The sequence below is a fragment of the Fictibacillus barbaricus genome (assembly GCF_014635025.1).
Taxonomy (GTDB): domain Bacteria; phylum Bacillota; class Bacilli; order Bacillales; family Fictibacillaceae; genus Fictibacillus; species Fictibacillus barbaricus.
This window is the reverse complement of the sequence record NZ_BMCE01000001.1, coordinates 1,210,413-1,229,638: the sequence shown is the minus strand read 5'-3', so window position 1 is coordinate 1,229,638 and position 19,226 is coordinate 1,210,413. Positions and strand designations below refer to the sequence as shown.

General features: G+C 39.8%; 18 protein-coding genes and 1 other annotated feature. Of the genes, 7 read left to right on the top strand and 11 right to left on the bottom strand.

What is annotated here, in order from left to right; genetic code table 11:
• Nucleotides 1–27: 27 nt before the first annotated feature.
• Nucleotides 28–861 carry a histidinol-phosphatase HisJ gene (hisJ, locus tag IEV52_RS05985; RefSeq protein ID WP_188401577.1) on the top strand — a complete coding sequence of 278 codons (834 nt, stop codon included), beginning with the start codon at nucleotides 28–30 and terminating at the stop codon, nucleotides 859–861.
• On the opposite strand, the gene refZ is transcribed toward hisJ, so the two are convergent.
• Complete coding sequence (refZ, locus tag IEV52_RS05980; protein WP_188401576.1) at nucleotides 826–1,512, bottom strand: forespore capture DNA-binding protein RefZ; 687 nt, start codon at nucleotides 1,510–1,512, stop codon at nucleotides 826–828. The two genes, hisJ and refZ, sit on opposite strands and share 36 nt — an antisense overlap.
• Before the next feature lie 152 nt (nucleotides 1,513–1,664).
• Between refZ and IEV52_RS05975 the strand changes: the two genes are divergently transcribed.
• Entirely contained in the window at nucleotides 1,665–2,150 is a 486-nt protein-coding gene (locus IEV52_RS05975; protein ID WP_188401575.1) for a GAF domain-containing protein, read from the top strand.
• A 40-nt stretch (nucleotides 2,151–2,190) separates the two neighbouring features.
• On the opposite strand, the gene megL is transcribed toward IEV52_RS05975, so the two are convergent.
• Nucleotides 2,191–3,369 carry a methionine gamma-lyase gene (megL, locus tag IEV52_RS05970; protein ID WP_188401574.1) on the bottom strand — a complete coding sequence of 393 codons (1,179 nt, stop codon included), beginning with the start codon at nucleotides 3,367–3,369 and terminating at the stop codon, nucleotides 2,191–2,193.
• A 344-nt stretch (nucleotides 3,370–3,713) separates the two neighbouring features.
• Between megL and rpsD the strand changes: the two genes are divergently transcribed.
• Nucleotides 3,714–4,316 carry a 30S ribosomal protein S4 gene (gene rpsD, locus IEV52_RS05965; RefSeq protein WP_188401573.1) on the top strand — a complete coding sequence of 201 codons (603 nt, stop codon included), beginning with the start codon at nucleotides 3,714–3,716 and terminating at the stop codon, nucleotides 4,314–4,316.
• Between the two features lie 124 nt (nucleotides 4,317–4,440).
• Here the strand turns inward: rpsD and IEV52_RS05960 are convergent, their stop codons facing one another.
• Together IEV52_RS05960 and tyrS are read right to left on the bottom strand one after the other, a co-directional pair.
• Nucleotides 4,441–5,343 (bottom strand): aldo/keto reductase, encoded by a 903-nt coding sequence (locus tag IEV52_RS05960; RefSeq protein WP_188401572.1) that lies wholly within the window; start codon nucleotides 5,341–5,343, stop codon nucleotides 4,441–4,443.
• Nucleotides 5,344–5,412: 69 nt separating this feature from the next.
• Entirely contained in the window at nucleotides 5,413–6,672 is a 1,260-nt protein-coding gene (tyrS, locus tag IEV52_RS05955; RefSeq protein WP_188401571.1) for a tyrosine--tRNA ligase, read from the bottom strand.
• A gap of 54 nt (nucleotides 6,673–6,726) precedes the next feature.
• Nucleotides 6,727–6,946 (bottom strand) — a binding site (T-box leader).
• A gap of 125 nt (nucleotides 6,947–7,071) precedes the next feature.
• Between tyrS and IEV52_RS05950 the strand changes: the two genes are divergently transcribed.
• The gene (locus tag IEV52_RS05950; RefSeq protein ID WP_188401570.1) at nucleotides 7,072–9,930 is read left to right on the top strand and encodes a transglycosylase domain-containing protein; all 2,859 of its coding nucleotides are present in this window, start codon (nucleotides 7,072–7,074) and stop codon (nucleotides 9,928–9,930) included.
• 30 nt (nucleotides 9,931–9,960) lie between these two features.
• On the opposite strand, the gene acsA is transcribed toward IEV52_RS05950, so the two are convergent.
• Complete coding sequence (gene acsA / locus IEV52_RS05945; RefSeq protein ID WP_188401569.1) at nucleotides 9,961–11,676, bottom strand: acetate--CoA ligase; 1,716 nt, start codon at nucleotides 11,674–11,676, stop codon at nucleotides 9,961–9,963.
• Between the two features lie 160 nt (nucleotides 11,677–11,836).
• On the opposite strand from acsA, the gene IEV52_RS05940 reads away from it, so the two are divergent.
• The 3 genes from IEV52_RS05940 to IEV52_RS05930 are packed head-to-tail and all read left to right on the top strand — an operon-like array spanning nucleotide 11,837 to nucleotide 14,309.
• The gene (locus tag IEV52_RS05940; RefSeq protein WP_188401568.1) at nucleotides 11,837–12,469 is read left to right on the top strand and encodes a GNAT family N-acetyltransferase; all 633 of its coding nucleotides are present in this window, start codon (nucleotides 11,837–11,839) and stop codon (nucleotides 12,467–12,469) included.
• 45 nt (nucleotides 12,470–12,514) lie between these two features.
• Nucleotides 12,515–13,165, top strand: coding sequence for an acetoin utilization AcuB family protein (locus tag IEV52_RS05935; RefSeq protein WP_188401567.1), 651 nt, complete (start codon nucleotides 12,515–12,517; stop codon nucleotides 13,163–13,165).
• Nucleotides 13,155–14,309, top strand: coding sequence for an acetoin utilization protein AcuC (locus tag IEV52_RS05930; RefSeq protein ID WP_188401566.1), 1,155 nt, complete (start codon nucleotides 13,155–13,157; stop codon nucleotides 14,307–14,309). Before IEV52_RS05935 ends, IEV52_RS05930 begins: the two co-directional genes overlap by 11 nt.
• A 168-nt stretch (nucleotides 14,310–14,477) precedes the next feature.
• Here the strand turns inward: IEV52_RS05930 and IEV52_RS05925 are convergent, their stop codons facing one another.
• From IEV52_RS05925 to IEV52_RS05900, 6 genes are all read right to left on the bottom strand, one after another.
• Nucleotides 14,478–15,182: a 5'-methylthioadenosine/adenosylhomocysteine nucleosidase gene (locus IEV52_RS05925; RefSeq protein WP_188401565.1), complete on the bottom strand. Its 705-nt coding sequence runs from the start codon at nucleotides 15,180–15,182 to the stop codon at nucleotides 14,478–14,480.
• 21 nt (nucleotides 15,183–15,203) lie between these two features.
• Nucleotides 15,204–16,205: a catabolite control protein A gene (gene ccpA / locus IEV52_RS05920; protein WP_188401564.1), complete on the bottom strand. Its 1,002-nt coding sequence runs from the start codon at nucleotides 16,203–16,205 to the stop codon at nucleotides 15,204–15,206.
• Between the two features lie 260 nt (nucleotides 16,206–16,465).
• Entirely contained in the window at nucleotides 16,466–17,554 is a 1,089-nt protein-coding gene (locus IEV52_RS05915; RefSeq protein ID WP_188401563.1) for a bifunctional 3-deoxy-7-phosphoheptulonate synthase/chorismate mutase, read from the bottom strand.
• 291 nt (nucleotides 17,555–17,845) lie between these two features.
• Nucleotides 17,846–18,202: a bacillithiol system redox-active protein YtxJ gene (gene ytxJ / locus IEV52_RS05910; protein ID WP_229754202.1), complete on the bottom strand. Its 357-nt coding sequence runs from the start codon at nucleotides 18,200–18,202 to the stop codon at nucleotides 17,846–17,848.
• Between the two features lie 64 nt (nucleotides 18,203–18,266).
• Complete coding sequence (locus IEV52_RS05905; RefSeq protein WP_188401562.1) at nucleotides 18,267–18,683, bottom strand: YtxH domain-containing protein; 417 nt, start codon at nucleotides 18,681–18,683, stop codon at nucleotides 18,267–18,269.
• Nucleotides 18,684–19,139: a DUF948 domain-containing protein gene (locus IEV52_RS05900; protein WP_188401561.1), complete on the bottom strand. Its 456-nt coding sequence runs from the start codon at nucleotides 19,137–19,139 to the stop codon at nucleotides 18,684–18,686.
• Nucleotides 19,140–19,226 lie beyond the last annotated feature (87 nt).

Genomic DNA, 19,226 nt, shown 5'->3' with positions numbered 1-19,226 from the left:
ATTTTGTCGAAAGAGGGAGGAAAAAGGATGTACTATGATGGACATGTGCATACCCCGTTTTGTCCACACGGGTCGTCTGATACATTAGAAATGTATATTGAAAGAGCCATATCTCTTGGTATTAGAGGTATAACATTTACCGAACATGCCCCGCTGCCCAAAAATTTTATAGATCCTGCTCCTACCAAAGACAGCGCTATGTTTTATGAAGATCTTGGAGACTATTTTGATCAAGTAAATAAATTAAAGAAGTATTATAAAAAAGAAATTACCATAAACACGGGGTTAGAAATCGATTATATAGATGGATACGAACAGGAAACAAGCCAATTTCTGAGAGAAGTTTGGCCTGAGCTCGATGATGCTATTCTTTCTGTTCATTTTTTAGAGATTGAAGGAAACTATTATTGCATGGATTATGATGAGAATGTATTTAAAGATATGGTTGAAAGGTCTGGAGGTCTTTCTGCCGTCTATTCCCAATATTTTAAGACGGTAAATCAATCAATCCTGCACTCTTTTGGCAAGTTTCAGCCAAATCGAATCGGTCACATAACATTAGCAAAAAAGTTCCAAACTTACTTTCCAGCTGATTTCAGTTATGAAGATCAGATATATGAAATATTGAAAAATATGTCTGAACGAAACATGTCCTTGGACTACAATGGTGCTGGTGCTGTCAAACCGTATTGTCTGGAACCATATCCACCTGACTGGGTAGTAAAGGAAGCACAAAAAAGAAAAATCCCTCTCGTTTATGGGTCAGATGCCCACAGCGCTAAGGGACTTGGCCAAGGATTGGATCAGTTCGTACCATCTGCTGCATTAACTTCCCCACTTCTCTTGAATACTTCCAAATAGAGGTTTCTGCACAGCAGAAAGCAGGGGGTTTCTTCTTTCCGATTGGCAAACACATTTATCAAACCAGTTAACCATCCATTTTTTGTAGGGTTTGATGAAAGTCTCAGTCTCAGCCGTTATTTGATACACTTCAGACAAATATAATGGATGAAGAAAAGGGAGCATCATCATATCTTTAAACTGTATAGTCAAAAAATCAACAGGCTGTCTTCTAAATTCCTTTTTCTTCATGCCTTTTTCAAATAAAGTTTGAATAAAATATTTTTCTTTTACTAAATAAGTGGACATTAATTCACGGACAAGAGTTGAATCAAGTGTCATTTCGCGATATACGAACCGCGCGAGAGGAAGGTTTCTCTGTTGATAGATCAACAGAGCTTCTACCAGTTCTATAAAACTTCCTTTTACCGTAGCAGAATTCGATGTATGATAAATGATTTCTATCCTTCTGATATATCCTTCAAAAAAAGAAGTGATCAATTCTTCTAAAAGCCCTTTCTTTCCTCCAAAATGATACGAGATCAAAGCAAGGTTAACCCCTGCTTTTTTTGAAATCTGCCTTACGGTAGTTCCTTTAAAACCCTGGCTTGTAAAAAGAGCAATGGCTGCTTCGGCTATTTTTAGTTTCGTTTCCATAGAATCTGCCTTCATTTTTTTCCACCTTCCTTCCTTCATGTATAAAATTCTTGGGCGGCAGACAGAAACCTTTAAGAATCGCTCGACAAATAAGAGCTTTTGGGTGTATAGTTCAACATTATTTGATAGGATAGAATAAACAATTTATCAGGTTTGGAGGAATCTTGATGTTTTCCGTTCAGCAATATAGCACAGACAGAAATGAGGCTTATTCTCTTCTGATTAAACAGCTTTCTGCATTATTAGAGGGTGAGACAAATGCAACAGCGAACCTGGCGAACGCCTCTGCATTATTAAATCAATTTTTAGACAGAGTAAACTGGGTTGGATTTTATACATTTGAAGAAGAGTCTAATCAATTAGTTCTAGGTCCGTTTCAAGGACTTCCGGCTTGTGTCAGAATCCCTCTTGGCAGAGGTGTATGCGGAACTTCTGCTCAAAATCAGGAAACACTCGTTGTTAAAGATGTTCATGAATTTCCTGGACACATCGCTTGTGATGCTGCATCTCAATCTGAGATCGTGGTGCCTCTTGTTAAAGACGGAAAACTACTAGGCGTTCTTGACATAGACAGCCCTGAAAAAGCACGTTTTGATGAGATGGACCGTGAGAATTTAGAAAAGTTTACCAACATTTTGCTTCAGTATATTTAATGCAAAAGCACTGTGCATTCTTCTGCACAGTGCTTTTTCTTTATATCTGATTTAATCCCTGATCTAAGTCAGCCCAAATGTCTTCCCATGCTTCTAAGCCTACTGAGAGACGCAGCAGCTGATCACTGATTCCCATCTGTTTTCTGTTTTCCTCTGGAACGACTGCATGTGTCATTGTAGAAGGATGCTGTATGAGCGTCTCAGCATCACCTAGACTTACGGCTATCTTAATGAGCCTTAAGGTGTTCATAAACTTTTGAGCTGTTGCTTTATCTCCTTTTAATTCAAAACTGATGAGACCCCCTGAATTAGACATCTGTTTATTCGCAAGCTCATACTGAGGAAAATCACAATCTCCAGGAAATAATACTTTACTTACAGAAGGGTGCTCTTTTAGTAAATTGGCAAGTTTTTTTGCATTATCACAATGCCGATCCATACGGACTGGCAATGTCTTTATTCCTCGCAAAAGCAGCCAAGCATCAAATGGTGACATGACACCGCCTATATCTTTTTGGGTAGTCATAGCCAGGTGGCTCATCAGTTCTTTTTTTCCTACTGCAAGACCTCCAATGACATCTCCATGTCCACAGAGATACTTCGTAGCACTGTGGATGACTACATCACATCCTAAATCAAGCGGACGCTGCAGGTATGGGGAAGAAAACGTATTGTCGACCACTACAGGTATTCCAAATTCTTTTGCAATTCTTGCAATCATCTCTAAGTCCACAAGCTTCATGGTCGGATTTATTGGTGATTCAATATAGATCACAGATGTATGGTCTGTAATGGATGATCGAATCGAATCTTCATCATCCATCGAATGAAAGTTATGCGTAATATGATATTTTTCTTCCATCAACTGCAGAAGACCGAACGTACATCCATAAACTCCTTCTGAACATAGCACATGATCTCCGGTTTTCGTCAGTCCAAGTAAAATGGCAGATACAGCAGCCATCCCTGAGCCAAACGCAAGACCTCTTTCTCCATTTTCCATGGCTGCAATCCGCTCTTCAAGCATCGCAACTGTTGGATTGCTAAGCCTAGAATATATATATCCTTCTTGCTCTCCTGCAAAGCGGGCAGCTCCTGTTTCGGCACTATCGAACACAAACGTAGAAGTTTGAAAGATCGGAGGTGCTAAACTGCCTTGATGCTGCGTGGCATGGTATCCCTTGTGAATCACTTCTGTCTCAAAGCGTTTATTATCCATTTTTACTTCTCCTTTTAGGGCATTTTAAGATGTAAGCGCTTTCTTGTTTCTATCATATAGAATTTATTGTCGGATTACAATTTGTCCCTAAAAATGTTCTGTGTATTTGTGATATAGTTGACATAGTATAGGCAAAAAGCTTATACTGTTCTTTGTGTAAAATAAGCGGCACTGTGCCCATCATATGTTTTTATTTTGTACCCTGATCTTCATGATCTGGGAACATCGCGTAGCTTCATGGCTGCTGAAGTGATGATGTTTTTCATACAAAATAAGCTTATGAAAAGGTCATAGTCACTGTTATTGTTTTAACACAAAACAAACATGTGAAGGAGGAGTCTATAATGGCTCGATATACAGGTTCAACATGGAAGGTTTCTCGTCGTCTTGGAATTTCTCTAAGCGGAACTGGGAAAGAACTTTCTAAGCGTCCATACGCTCCAGGACAACATGGTCCTACTCAACGTAAAAAAATCTCTGAATACGGTTTACAATTACAAGAGAAGCAAAAGCTTCGTTTCATGTATGGTGTAAACGAGCGTCAATTCCGCCGCATTTTTAACGATGCTGGTAAAATGACTGGTATCCACGGTGAAAACTTCATGATTCTTTTAGAATCTCGTTTAGACAACGTAGTTTACCGTCTTGGTCTTGCTCGTACTCGTCGTGCAGCTCGTCAATTAGTAAACCACGGTCACATCACAGTAAACGGAAAGCGTGTTGATATCGCTTCTTACCGTCTATCTGCTGGAGATGTAATCGGTGTTCGTGAAAAATCACGCAACATTTCAGCTGTCAAAGAAGCAATCGAAGTAAACAACTTCGTACCTGACTTCTTAACATTCGACGAAAACAAATTGGAAGGTACTTTCACTCGCTTACCAGAGCGTTCTGAACTTCCAGCTGAGATCACTGAACAGCTTATCGTTGAATTCTACTCTCGTTAATAAGAGTGAAAAAGCCCCTAATCCCTTTATTAAAGGCATTAGGGGTTTTTCTTCTTTTAAAGGAGATGCCAAATATAAAAAACCCACACAAAATGTTAATTATGTGTGAGTTTATCTTATTAAATCAATCTACATCTTTCCCCATGCTTTCTTGCAGGATATAGAACCATTGCTCACGGGATAATGTGATGTTTGCCGCATCTACAGCTGATTGGATACGCTCCATCTTCCCGCTTCCAACAATCGGCATGATTTGTGCAGGATGGTTCAAAAGCCAAGCATATGCAACCACATCGATTGAAGAAGCTTCTGTCTCTTCAGCTATTTTTTCAAGAGCACGTTTAACTTTTTGACTCTTTTCATCTTCCCCTTTAAACAGTCTTCCACCAGCAAGAGGAGACCAAGCCATTGGCTTTACCTTTTCTTTTTGAAGGTGATTTACGGTACCATCAAAGAACGGTTGTTCATGAAGAACGGATAGTTCGATCTGATTTGTAACAAGCGGACCATCAAATTCACGCTGAAGCATTTCCATTTGTGCAGGAGAAAAATTCGAAACACCAAAGTGTCTTACTTTCCCGTCTTTTCTTAACGTCCGAAATGCCTCAGCCGTTTCAACAGGATCCATGAATGGATCAGGACGGTGGATCAGAAGTACATCTACATAATCAGTATTCATTTTTTGCAATGAATTTTCTGCTGAAGAAATGATATGTTCTTTACTCGTATCATATGACTTAATCGTGTGGCTCGGACGTTTCTCGGAAACAAGCTTGATTCCGCATTTTGTAACAATTTGGATCTTATCTCGCAGAGAAGGCTTAAGCTTAAGGGCTTGTCCAAAGAGTTCTTCACACATATAGTTTCCGTAGATATCAGCATGGTCAAACGTTGTAATACCTGCTTCAATACATCTCTCCATAAGAGAAAGAAGTTCTTCAGGTGAGAGGTTCCATTCAGCTAAACGCCAATGTCCATGAATAATCTGCGAGAATTGAAGATCTTCTGCTAATTGAATTTTTTTCACAACAAACACATCCTAATATTAAAATGAGAGAGGAACCCCTCTGAACGACAGGGTTCCTATAGTTTTCGTTTAATATCTGATCAAAGTGTACTTTTTCTTTCCGCGTCTTACGATAACAAACTTATTTTCAATACGGTCCTTCTCACCAATCATATAAGCTGTATCCTGAACCTTTTCACCATTGATGGAAACTGCACCATTTGTTACATCTTCTCTTGCTTGACGTTTAGAAGGAGATATTTTCGCCTCCACGAGTAAATCAACAATATTTAATTCTTCATTATTATTTGCACTGAATGATGGAACATCTTTAAATCCTTGTTCGATTTCGCTTGCAGTAAGTTCTGAAAGGTTGCCGCTGAAAAGAGCCTCGGTAATCTTCACTGCTTGTTTGTAAGCCGCTTCGCCATGAACAAGCGTTGTCACTTCACGGCCTAACGCTTTTTGAGCTTCACGTTTTTCAGGCGCTTCCGCTAACGATTTCTCAAGAGCTTCAATTTCTTCTTTTGATAAGAATGTGAAGTATTTTAGCCAGTTGATCACATCAGCATCTGCTGCGTTCACCCAGAACTGGTAGAACTCATATGGAGTTGTTTTATCTGCATCCAGCCAGATCGTTCCTGACGCTGTCTTCCCGAACTTTGTACCGTCAGCTTTTGTAATCAAAGGAATCGTTAAACCAAACGCTTTATCTTCTTCACCAGAACGCCGGATCAATTCCATTCCTGCTGTAATATTGCCCCACTGGTCACTTCCGCCAATCTGCAGCTTAACGTTTTCTTTTTGGAAAAGGTTCAAAAAGTCATAAGATTGCAGAATCATGTAAGAAAACTCCGTAAACGAGATGCCGCCTTCTAAACGTGAGTCAACAGAATCTTTAGCAAGCATGTAATTTACAGAAAAGTTTTTACCTACATCACGTAAAAATTCAATAACCGTTAGCTGACTTAGCCAATCATAGTTATTTACTGTTTTAGCAGCATTTCCTTCTCTTTCAAAATCGAGTAGTTTTGAAAGTTGGTTCTTGATTTTATCTGTCCACTGAACAACCACTTCTGCTTCGTTTAATGTACGTTCTGTCTGTCTTCCACTCGGATCTCCAATTAATCCTGTTCCGCCGCCAACAAGAGCGAATGGCTGATGACCAGCTTCCTGAAATCTTTTTAAGGTTAAGATAGGTAAAAGGTTGCCAATATGCAGACTGTCAGCTGTTGGATCGAATCCGCAGTATAGCTTTACTTTCCCGCTTTCAAGTTCTTTTTCAAGTCCTTCTCGATCAGTGATCTGATTGAGCAGCCCTCTAAACTCTAAATCCTGTAATATGTTCATTTTCTTCTATCCTTTCTTTTGTTAATGGCAATAAAAAAAGTCCCTTTCCAGTTGGAAAGGGACGTGATGACAATCTCGCGGTACCACCCTAATTAAAAGCTAAAAACAAGCTTTTCACTTCATTTCATAACGGTTCAATCCGTTCTCTGCTACTACTGTTCACAGAGACAGCTCCAGGAGGTAATTCACAGCATGCCTTTGCACTGGTTCGCATCAACCACCAGCTTTCTGAAACAGGGAGACACCTGCTACTGATTCCTATCTTCGCTTTCATATATTAATCTTCATTTATTTTTACCATATGGTTGAATTTCATGTCAATCATCACAATCAAAAAATCTCATTCTTTCATATTTCGACCTTATGTTATACTTATACACAGGGGGGGAGTACCAAATGATGTCTCATTTTGATGGACTTAAGCAAAAATGGGAGAAATTTGTCCACTTTTTGAATGAAAAACGGATTATTCGAACAGCACGAATTACATATAACGTCACATGGAACATGTTTTTGATTGTTACAGTACTACTTATTCTAGGTGGTGTTTTCGCAGCAGGAGTCGGAGCTGGCTTTTTTGCTTCACTCGTAAAAGATGAGCCAGTACGAGCTCACTCTTCGATGAAAGAAGACATCTACAATTATGAAGAAACAAGCACTGCTTATTTTGCAAACAATCAATACTTAGGCAAATTACAATCCGATTTGGACAGACAGGAAGTTAAACTACAAGATATTTCTCCATATGTTATGAAAGCTGTAATATCAACTGAGGACCAATATTTTTATGAACATGATGGTGTTGTGCCAAAAGCGATTCTTCGCGCTATGTACGAAGAATTCTCTGGTGCGGCCATTGTAACTGGCGGCAGTACTTTAACACAGCAGTTGATCAAGAATCAGATTCTAACAAATGAAGTTTCATTCGACCGTAAAGCAAAAGAAATTCTTTTAGCGATGCGCCTTGAAAAGATTCTAAAAAAAGATGAAATACTTGAAGCTTATTTAAATATCGTTCCTTTTGGACGTAATTCATCTGGCCGAAATGTCGCGGGCATACAAGCAGCAGCAGAAGGTATTTTCGGAGTACCAGCTTCAAAACTGAATCTAGCTCAATCTGCTTATCTAGCAGGACTTCCAAAGAACCCATTTGTTTATACTCCATTTAATAATGGCGGTGAACAGAAGGAGGATATATCTGCTGGAATTAAGCGCATGCAAACCGTCCTTAGCCGAATGTTATCAGCAGGCTCAATCACACAGACTGAATATGATGAAGCCATAAAATACGATATTAAAAAGAATCTAACGACTAAAAAGCAGTCTTCTTTTGAAAGATATCCATACTTAACGGTTGAAATTCAGCGTCGAACAGTAGAATTGCTTTCAAAATTAGAGGCTGAAAAAGATGGAAAAAAATTAGAAAAGCTTAGCCCAGAAGAAAGAAAAGAGTATGAAGACAACGCTCGTACTCAAGTAAGACAAAAAGGAATTAAAATTTATACAACGATTGACCAAAAAGTATATGATGAAATGCAAAAAGTAGTTAAAAACGATCATTTATTTGGACCTGCCAATCAATTTGTATATAACAGCAATGGCCAACAGATAAAGCTTGAAAAACCTCAACCTGAAGAGGTTGGTGCCACATTAATTGAAAACAATACGGGTAAAATAATCAGCTTTGTCGGCGGACGTGATTTTAATCGCGAACAAACGAACCATGCGATGAGAGCACCTCGTCAGAACGGTTCAACAATGAAGCCGTTACTTGCTTATTCTTATGCGATGGAAACTGGAAAAGTTCAGCCAGGCACCATCGTTCCGGATACACCAATTAATATCGGCGGTTGGCAGCCTAATAACTATGATAAGGATTTTGACGGATTGGTTTCAGTTCGTCATTCACTTAAGAAATCTAGAAATATACCAGCTATTAAATCTTATCAGCGTGTTGATCATGTAAAAGCCACGGAAAAACTTATACAAATGGGAGTTACAAGTCTTACTGAAGGTGATCGAACCCAACCAGCAATGGCTTTAGGTGCGCTTGATGTAGGTATAACAGTAGAAGAAAACGTTAATGCTTTCTCAACTTTTGCAAACAGTGGAAAGTTTGTTGATGCTTATATGATTGATCGCATTGAAACCAATGATGGTAAGGTTATCTATCAGCATAAGAGTGAACCAAAGCAAGTGTTTAGTCCACAAACATCATACCTTATGATAGATATGATGAGAGATGTCCTTTCTTCCGGAACTGCTGCAGGTGTACCTAGTAAGCTAGCCTTCCAATCTGATTGGGCTGGAAAGACAGGGACAACAAACGAAGATAAAGACTCATGGTTTGTCGCCTCTAACCCTAATGTTACCTTTGGTGTATGGATCGGGTATGACACACCAGCAGACTTGTCTGGGAATACAGGACAAAGAAACCAGACCATCTGGGCGCAGCTTATAAACGCAGCTTATCAACATGCACCACAACTCGTTGATCCACAGCAACAATTCGCAATGCCTTCGGGTATTGTTCGTCGTGAGATCTGCGGCATTTCAGGCAAACTGCCTTCTGATTTATGCCGAAGTGCAGGATTAGTCACAACTGACTTGTTTAATGCGAAGTTCACACCTAGAGAAGTGGATGATACACTTACAAAAGGACGTTACGTACTTGTTGGAGATGCCAAATATAAAGCTCTTCCTTCTACACCTCAAGAGTTCACAAAAGATGGTGTTCTGATCAAGGAGGAATTCTTAAGAGAACTTGGCTTGGAAGCCCTGAATAAATTAACTAATACAACGAACCTTCTAAACAACATCGTTCCTGAAAAAGAACTGCAAGAGAACGGAAAAGCACCTTCTCCAGTAGCAGGAACGAAGATGTCTGAAGGCGTTCTATCCTGGGCCGCTCATGGTGAGAATGATGTAATCGGTTATCGCATCTACCATTCTTCTGATGGCAACTCATTTAAGAAGATTGGATCTGTAACGGCTGATAAAACATCTGCAAAAGTGCCAAATGGAGTCGTATATGTTACAGCGGTTGATATTGCTGGGAATGAATCTTCTGCCCAAACAAAAGTTCAAGTTGGTGAAAAGAAACCTCCAACTGAGCCAACAACACCTCCACCAACTGGCGGAGATGGGGAAAAACCAGATAAACCACAGGATCCGCCGCCGCCAACCGAACCTGGCACTGGTGATCCGCCTCCAGCTACAACACAAGATAATAGAAAAGATAAAAAACCCTCGAATTAAAAAATTCGAGGGTTTTTCTATATCGTGAGTTTAGTCTTCCATTGTCGAAAGGTCACCGGTTGGAAGGTCAAGTTCCCATGCTTTAAGAACTCGGCGCATGATCTTACCACTTCTTGTCTTTGGAAGTTTATCACGGAATTCAATTTCACGCGGTGCTGCATGCGCGGCTAACCCCGATTTTACAAAGCTGCGAATCTCTTCAATAAGCTCATCACTTGGCTGATAACCAGAACGAAGTGCAATAAACGCTTTGATTATTTCACCGCGAACAGGGTCAGGCTTACCGATAACACCTGCTTCCGCTACTGCAGGGTGTTCAACCAGTTTGCTTTCCACTTCAAACGGACCAACACGCTCACCAGAAGTCATGATCACATCATCAATTCTTCCCTGGAACCAGAAGTAACCGTCTTCATCCATGTAAGCAGAGTCACCTGAAACATACCAGCCGCCAGGAGTGAAGTAAGAATTATATTTTTCAGGGTTATTCCAGATCGCACGCATCATAGATGGCCAGCCTTTTTTAATGGCTAAGTTCCCCATTCGATACGGAGGAAGGATGTTGTCCTGGTCATCAATGATCGCAGCTTCTACACCAGGGAAGGGCTTGCCCATTGATCCGGGTTTAATTTCCATTGCAGGATAGTTGCTGATGAGTTGTCCGCCTGTCTCTGTCATCCACCAGTTGTCATGAATACGAAGGTTAAACACCTTCATCCCCCATCTTACAACCTCAGGATTTAGGGGCTCACCAACACTTAACACATGACGAAGCGAAGACATATCAAACTTCTTAACCACTTCGTCACCTGCTCCCATCAACATGCGGAAAGCCGTTGGAGCACTATACCAAACCGTTACACCGTAATTTTCAATCGTTCCATACCAATCCTCTGGAGAGAAACGCCCTCCACGAATAACACTTGATGCTCCGTTCAGCCAAGGCCCGAATATTCCGTAAGAAGTCCCCGTTACCCAACCTGGGTCAGCTGTACACCAATATACATCATCCTCTTTAAGATCAAGTACCCACTTAGAAGTTTGATAGTGCTGCAGCATCGCATTATGAACATGCAGTACTCCCTTAGGCTTTCCAGTTGAGCCAGATGTATAGTGAAGTATTAAACCGTCTTCTCGGTCCACCCATTCAATATCTAGATCCTTAGACGCTTTTTTCATACGGTCATAATAACTCACATATGGTCCTTCTTCTTTTACATCTTCTCCTACTAAGATCACATTCTTTAAATTCGGCAGTTCGTCAACTGGAACGCGTTCTAATAGTGATGGAGTTGTTACAAGCACTTTGGCTTCACTGTCTTCAAGTCTATCTCGTACCGCACCTTCCATAAAAGCTTCAAAAAGTGGCCCAACAACAGCGCCTAGTTTAATTGTACCTAGAAAAGTAAAATAAAGTTCTGGTGAACGCGGCATAAAAATAAACACGCGATCTCCTTTTTCAACACCAATTTGACGGAGCATGTTACCGGCTTTGTTTGACATATCTTTCATTTCTTTAAATGTATACTTTTCATCTCTTTTTTGATCAGAAAAGTAGAGAGCTACTTTGTTCTTTCTGTGGGATGCAGCATGACGGTCTATGGCTTCATGGGCCATATTGACACGACCGGTTTTATGCCAGGAGAATTCTTTCTCAATGTCTTTCCAATCAAATGCTCCGTATGTAGCCTCATAATCTTGCAAATTAAAATCACCTTTAATAATCGGAAGCGCTTCCAGTTTCATTGCTAAATCTCCCTTCCCTTTTGAATATCTCTTCAATTATATCATATTATCAAAATTTTTTAACTTATTAGAACTATCTATAAAAACCGTTTTGAAAACCCTTACAACCCGCTTATATAATGTATAATAGGAGTTGGAAACAAACCTAGGTGGTGTAAAAATGAAACATAAAAAAACATATAACTGTGTAGCACTAAAAACAGCTCATGGAACAATTACAGTTGAAGGCCCAGTTTCGGCTGAAACATTAGAGAGTCTATACTTCCACGAGGATTTAAAAGCATTCAGACCAGCAAACGAGCAAAAAAAAGCCGTTACTGAGATCGCTAGACTTGATGAAGGAAGAATTATTATCGCAAGAAACAAAGATACAGTAATCGGTTATGTTACATATGTATATCCTGATCCGCTGGAGCGGTGGTCAGAAGGAAAGATGGCCAACTTGCTGGAACTTGGGGCAATCGAAGTAATACCCGATTATCGAAATTTCAAAGTAGGTAAAACCCTTTTAAGAGTCTCGATGATGGATGACGCCATGGAAGACTATATCATTATCACTACAGAATATTACTGGCACTGGGACTTAAAAGGCACAAAACTATCCGTTTGGGATTACCGTAAAGTGATGGAGAAAATGATGAATGCAGGTGGACTTGAGTATATGGCGACAGATGATCCTGAGATCAGTTCACATCCAGCCAATTGCTTAATGGTTCGTATCGGAAAAAGAATCGATCTTGAATCGATCCAGCAGTTTGATCGGCTTCGATTTAAAAATCGTTTTATGTATTGATACATACAGAAAGTGTATAGAGAACACAAATGGGAGTGGTACATGATGATCGTTCAGAATATGATGCAAAAAAATGTTGTAACGATTCATGAAAACGAAACGATCGGTACAGCTTTAAAAGTGATGCTGGAAAAAGATATTCGTAATCTGCCTGTTATTGATGAAGGCGGCAGCTTGCTTGGACTAGTAACAGACCGAGAAGTGAAAGATGCAAGTCCTTCTATCTTTCACCAAAACGAGCATCTCGAGGATTTTGAGAAGCCCGTCTCAACTATTATGAAACATGCAGTGTTTACAGCGCACCCCTTTGATATCGCTGAAGAACTGTCGACTATTTTTTATGAGCAAAACATTAGCTGTATTCCTGTTCTTGAAGAGAAAAAACTGGTTGGTCTTGTTACAGAACGCGAGATGCTCCATGCCTTTATCCAACTGACAGGAACCCATCAGCCCGGGTCCCACCTAGAGGTAGCAGTTCCAAACGAGGCAGGTCAGCTTGCAAAAGTCGCAAGTGTTCTAAAAGATTTCCACTTGAATATAAGCTCTGTCCTTGTCTATCCTTCACATAACGAGAAAGAAAAAATCATTGTGTTCAGAGTCGGAACGATGAACCCCCTGCCTGTCATCGAACACTTAATAGATAACGGTTATGAAGTGAAATGGCCCCCTGTGCCGGGTGAAAACCATGAAGAATGATTCTGTTTTTGTTTATTCACCAGATCTCTTAGGCTATAAATTCAATGAAACACACCCCTTTAATCAACTTAGGGTTCAACTCGCTTATGAACTGTTAAAAGATTCAGGGTGTTTGAATGAAGATCAGATTGTCCTGCCAAGACAAGCAACGGATAAAGAAATCATGCTGATTCATGATAAAGGGTATGTAGAAGCTGTTAAAAAAGCAGGAGAAGGACAGCTTAATCATGAGATCGCTTTAAATTATGGACTTGGTACAGAAGATACACCAATATTCCCAAACATGCATGAAGCTAGCAGCTGGATTGTAGGTGCCACTTTAACGGCCGTTGATTGGGTAATGGAAGGAAAAGCAAAACACGCTCTTAGTTTAAGCGGTGGCCTTCATCATGGCTTTAGAGGAAAAGCATCCGGCTTTTGTATCTATAACGACAGTTCGATCGCGATCGAATATATGAAGCAAAAATACAAAGCACGCGTTTTATATGTGGATACGGATGCTCATCATGGAGACGGTGTACAGTGGGCATTCTATGATGATCCCGATGTATGTACATTATCTATCCATGAAACAGGTCGATATTTATTTCCTGGAACGGGATCCATCCATGAAAAAGGAGCAGGAAAAGGCTATGGGTATTCTTTTAATATTCCTGTCGATGCGTTTACAGAAGATGAATCATTCTTAGAATGCTATGAAAAGAGTCTTTGGGAAGTTGCTGATTTTTTTAAACCAGATGTGATAATCACGCAAAATGGCGTTGATGCCCATTATTATGATCCTCTAACACATCTCTCTGTTACGATGAAGACTTACACTGAAATCCCCAGGATCGCGAAAAACGTAGCGGAAAAATATTGCGGCGGCCGCTGGATTGCAACAGGCGGAGGCGGCTATGACATCTGGCGTGTCGTTCCGAGGGCATGGTCTTATTTATGGTGTGTGATGAATGGCCAAGCTCCTAAAGGATCAATTGCCGAAGAGTGGCTAGAGCGTTGGAATAAAGAAGCCAAGCATCCATTACCTCTAACGTGGGAAGATGAATCAGGCATCTATAAGCCGATCCCTAGAAAAGAGGAAATCACTTCAAAAAACAGAGCAACGTTAGAGAAAAGTTTATATTCCATTAGAAAAAGCTCATAAAAGACAGCAGATTTCAATTTGAACCGCACCCTCTATGCTTGAAGGTGCGGTTTTTTTTAGCTTCAATGAATATTAATTTTCAAAAAAAGATTTTTGACAAGTGCCATCTCCTCATGCGAACAAAAAAACAGCCCATAAGGTAAAACATCCTTATGAGCCAGCCTTCTATCAACTTAAAGATTCTATAATTGTTTCTACCATATCGGAAGATCGTCTGGCTGCAAGTGCAGTGAATTCTGCAAAGCTTGCTGGGGCCTCACCATTCGCTTTATCTGAAATAGAACGGATAATTACAAAAGGCACCTCGTTTAAGAAAGAAGCTTGGGCTACTGCGGAACCTTCCATTTCAATGCAAGTTCCGTTAAAGAGGGCAGAATACATATCTACTAGTTCACGATCGGCAATAAACTGATCTCCGCTTAATACTTTTCCAACTTTCACTTTGGGACCAGACAATCTTTCAGCCGCAGCCTCTGCTAGCTTTATGAGTTTAGTATCTGCTTTAAATTCAGAATCAAAAGCAAACATCGGTATGGTCCCTTTAGGAAAATCAGGGCTTAGAGCAGATGCGTCGATATCATGCTGCATCGCACTTGAAGAGATAACGATGTCACCTACTTCAAGCTCAGGGTCGAGCGCACCTGCAACACCAGTAAATAAAACATGTGTCACTTGGAATCTATCGATCAAGATTTGTGTGGTAATTGCTGCGTTTACTTTACCTACACCAGATTTGCACAGAACAACTTCTTTGTTGTGATGTGTGCCTTCGTAAAATTTATTTTGTGCAAAAACACTTTCCCCATATATATCAAGTGCTTCTTTCATATAAACGATTTCTTCGTCCATTGCACCGATGATACCTATCTTCACTTCTCCCACCTCAACCCTTCATTATTGTTTTGTAGAGTCTCTGAATTGAATACGATGAGGGAGTACAACAGTTTGTTCTTCCACCGTTTCTTTATTCATTAGTTTTGTAAGAAGGCGCATTGCTACAGCTCCAATATCGTACATTGGCTGCACAACAGTCGATAGAGTTGGTCTGACCATAGTAGCAAGCCTTGTATTATCAAAACCAATCACTTCTATATCTTCCGGAACTTTTAAGCCACGGTCTTGAGCACCGTGAATAACGCCTAATGCCATCTCATCCGTACCAACAAAAACAGCAGAAGGTTTATTTCCGCTTTCAAGGAAAGATTCAACAGCTTCAATACCTGAATCATACGTATACTCTCCTACGAAAACTTGACTGTCTTCTACTTTTTTTCCGTGCTCTTCAAGCGCTTTTCTGTATCCGTTGAACTTGTAATAGCCGTTGATCGGATCTTCAAGCGGGCCGGTAACCATCGCAACAGAAGAATGCCCTTTTTCAAGCAGATGGGTAACCGCTTCGTATACAGCATTCTCATAGTCAATATTAACGGAAGGAACTTCTTCGTTCATATCCACTGTTGCTGCCATTACAATCGGAACGGCTGCACGTTTGAACTCGTCTACATGGTCTTTTGTAATTTTGCCACCCATAAATACAATTCCGTCTACCTGTTTACCAAGTAGAGTATTCAGTAGGTGGATTTCTTTTTCTTTATTCTGATCCGAGTTACATAAGATGATATTGTATTTGTACATCGTAGCGATGTCTTCAATCCCCCTTGCTAATTCAGCAAAAAAGATGCTGGAGATATCGGGAATGATTACACCAACAGTTGTTGTTTTTTTACTTGCTAGTCCTCTAGCAACGGCGTTTGGACGATAGCCCAATCTTTCAATCGCTTCTAGAACCTTTTTTCGGGTTGATGGTTTGACGTTTGGGTTCCCGTTAACAACACGTGAAACCGTTGCCATAGAGACGCCCGCCTCACGAGCCACATCATAAATAGTTGTATTCAATTAAAGTCCTCCTTATTTACTGCATGTCCGTCCGACTGCTATGTAATGCTATTATCATACGATAAAGTAGTAATGTAGGCAACGAATAGGGGCATGTTTCACGATTTATTCATTTATTAAAAAAAGGAATCTTAGTAAATAAACCTATTTTGCTTATTTTTGGCGAAAATAGCCAGAATCATACTCTTTTCGATAGCTTCTTTACAGACAAAAAACCGGCAGCTAAATAATAGCTCACCGGCCTTATTTTAATGTTTTTTTTACACCGTTTGTTTCGTTTTTATAAAACCTGATTGAACAAGTTTTTCAACAAATCTTTCAAATTCTTCAATGTTCATTTGCTGTGCAGCATCTGATAGAGCCACTGCTGGGTCAGGATGGACTTCAGCCATAACCCCGTCTGCTCCGATTGCTAAAGCTGCTTTTGCTGCTGGAAGGAGCAGATCTTTTCTGCCTGTTGAATGCGTAACATCCACGAAGACTGGCAGGTGTGTTTCTTGTTTTAGAATGGGTACTGCTGTTATATCTAAAGTGTTTCGTGTTGCTCTTTCATACGTGCGAATCCCTCTTTCACAAAGGATGATCTGTCCGTTTCCTTGAGACATAATATATTCGGCAGAGTTAATAAACTCTTCTATTGTTGCCGCTAATCCTCTTTTTAATAATATAGGCTTGTTGATCCTGCCTGCTGCTTTCAACAGCTCATAGTTTTGCATGTTTCTTGCACCGATTTGGATGATATCGAGATATTCAGATGCCAGTTCCAAGTCTTGTGGATGAACAATTTCACTGATAACGGCACAATTGTATTGATCAGCAACCTTCTTAAGTATTTGGAGACCTTCTATTCCTAAACCTTGAAAATCATAGGGTGATGTCCGAGGTTTAAACGCTCCACCACGTAAGATTTTAAGACCGTTTCTCTTAACTGCTTCTGCTACTTCTGCTGTTTGTTCATAACTTTCCACAGCACAAGGACCTGCAATTAAGATCGGGTTTCCGCCCCCAATGTCTGTTCCTTTTACCGAGACAACTGTATTTTCAGGTCTTTGTTTTCTTGAAACAAGAAGTTCTTTTTTGTGGTCATCTTCTTGCAGTTCAAGTCCCGCTTTAAAAATCTCTTTAAACAGATGGTGAAGAGTGCTTGTATCAAATGGCCCATCATTCTCTGTAGAAATGAGATCTAGCATATGTCGCTCTCTTACTGGATCATATTTTTTTATCCCTTGTGCAGATTTAATCTTACCGATCTGTTGGACAAGCTCCCCACGCTTATTGATAAGTGACAAGAGCTCTTTATTCACTTCATCAAGTTCTGTTCGTAATGCGTTCAATTCTGGATGATTCATTTATGTGCACCTCAGCATTTATTTAATGTAAGAAATTTGATACATTTCTAGTAATCAGGATGTATTCTTGCGATCACAAATCCTACTACATCTATCGTATCAAAAAGAGGTGCCTTCGTGGACAAAAATCTTTTATTTGCATGTGATAACGGCACGTTCAGTCGTCGGTCTGATTGTAAGAAGCTGACTGAATATCAGTACCTTTACGATTACATGTATCGGTAAAGATAATCACTTGACTCTTAAGATTGAAGTTCTTGTTTAAAAGAAAAGCGCAGCAGGGTGTCCCTGCTACGCTTTTGTTTTTTGATTTGCCTCAGCAAGTTTTTTGTTTGTAATGTTCCAATGAGAATCATGCCAAACGACTGTATCACCTTCAAATATTAATACTTGTGGTGATTCATGCTTTACTCCCGTTTGCTCTGCTAGTAGATTAGAAAGTGGCCTTGCATCTTGAACATTCAAGTAATAAATTGTTTCGTTTTCATTTTCAGACGCAAACTTTTGATATTGCTTAAACGCCTCATGACTCACTGGACATGTTGTGCTGTTCTTCATGATCATGATACGGTTCTTTTGTTCTTTTACCAAGTTCCAATCTTGTTCGTTTTGCAGTTGAATAAGTGCCATATCGTTATCTACCTCCATAATAAAAAGAAAAGAAAAAGAAACGAGTTCTTTTTCTTATCTTTTCATATACAGACTATACTTATCAATATTTTTGCTCTACTAATTCCTGCTCATTTGCAGGATCATAATCTAATTGCCTTTCTTCCTGAAGATCGTCAGAAATTTCACCATATAGTTCAGATGCATTTTCTTCTTCTTTGGATCGCCACTTATCGATGTCCTTGCGAAGATTTGATGTTAAGTCTTTTACTTTAGTAGCTACTTGATTAGATTGCTCAGATACAGTACGAACAATATTTGAGGATTTTTCACGAGCCAAGTGAGAGATCTCGTTACTTTTATCCTTTAAATAAACTGCCTGTTCGTTAAGATCGCTTCGAAGTTCCTTACCAGCCTTTGGCGCTAATAATAATGCAGCAGCCGCTCCTAACATACCACCAACAAGAGCACCGATCATAAAATCTTTGCTGTCAATATTTTGATTGTTATTGTTGCTCATTTACACTCCTCCTCTGGAATATTGGTTTGTTGCTGTTTCAACATTGGATTTTTTGAGTTTGTATTTCTCCCATAAATTCAATGCTGCATTCCCCCATTGAACCGCTTGCGATATTTGCTTAGACTGTCGCTCTGTTTCAACCGTTATCTGGTCTGTAACTTTGCGGACAGATTGGTTCACCTTTTGAACAGATTGACCGAAATCCTGTACTGCTGAAAAAACATGGTTTAGAGAATCTGATTTCTTTTGAACATCCTCGGCTAACTGGTTTGTTTTATGTAACAAATCGGTTGTCTCGCGCGTCACGCCGTCGAGTTGTTTTTCCAGACTTCCAAGCGTTACCGCGACATTATCGAGGGTAATTTGCAAGGACTTTAGAGCTCTTGACAAAAAATAAACGAGTACGACAAATGCAACTGCAATGATAGCTACACTGATTGAAATAATGATCTCCATTATACGAGACACCTCCTGAAAGTATATTATTGCTTTTTCCCGAGTTTTTATCAAAGAAAACGTGTTTTATTAACTATTCTTTGTTTA

Coding starts and splice junctions, on each gene's coding strand:
- IEV52_RS05930 (WP_188401566.1), top strand. CDS start 13,155: ATGAAGAATGATTCTGTTTTTGTTTATTCACCAGATCTCTTAGGCTAT.
- IEV52_RS05975 (WP_188401575.1), top strand. CDS start 1,665: ATGTTTTCCGTTCAGCAATATAGCACAGACAGAAATGAGGCTTATTCT.
- ytxJ (WP_229754202.1), bottom strand. CDS start 18,202: ATGGAGGTAGATAACGATATGGCACTTATTCAACTGCAAAACGAACAA.
- acsA (WP_188401569.1), bottom strand. CDS start 11,676: ATGAAACTGGAAGCGCTTCCGATTATTAAAGGTGATTTTAATTTGCAA.
- IEV52_RS05950 (WP_188401570.1), top strand. CDS start 7,072: ATGTCTCATTTTGATGGACTTAAGCAAAAATGGGAGAAATTTGTCCAC.
- rpsD (WP_188401573.1), top strand. CDS start 3,714: ATGGCTCGATATACAGGTTCAACATGGAAGGTTTCTCGTCGTCTTGGA.
- IEV52_RS05900 (WP_188401561.1), bottom strand. CDS start 19,139: ATGGAGATCATTATTTCAATCAGTGTAGCTATCATTGCAGTTGCATTT.
- IEV52_RS05935 (WP_188401567.1), top strand. CDS start 12,515: ATGATCGTTCAGAATATGATGCAAAAAAATGTTGTAACGATTCATGAA.
- refZ (WP_188401576.1), bottom strand. CDS start 1,512: ATGAAGGCAGATTCTATGGAAACGAAACTAAAAATAGCCGAAGCAGCC.
- hisJ (WP_188401577.1), top strand. CDS start 28: ATGTACTATGATGGACATGTGCATACCCCGTTTTGTCCACACGGGTCG.
- IEV52_RS05905 (WP_188401562.1), bottom strand. CDS start 18,683: ATGAGCAACAATAACAATCAAAATATTGACAGCAAAGATTTTATGATC.
- megL (WP_188401574.1), bottom strand. CDS start 3,369: ATGGATAATAAACGCTTTGAGACAGAAGTGATTCACAAGGGATACCAT.
- IEV52_RS05940 (WP_188401568.1), top strand. CDS start 11,837: ATGAAACATAAAAAAACATATAACTGTGTAGCACTAAAAACAGCTCAT.
- IEV52_RS05915 (WP_188401563.1), bottom strand. CDS start 17,554: ATGAATCATCCAGAATTGAACGCATTACGAACAGAACTTGATGAAGTG.
- tyrS (WP_188401571.1), bottom strand. CDS start 6,672: ATGAACATATTACAGGATTTAGAGTTTAGAGGGCTGCTCAATCAGATC.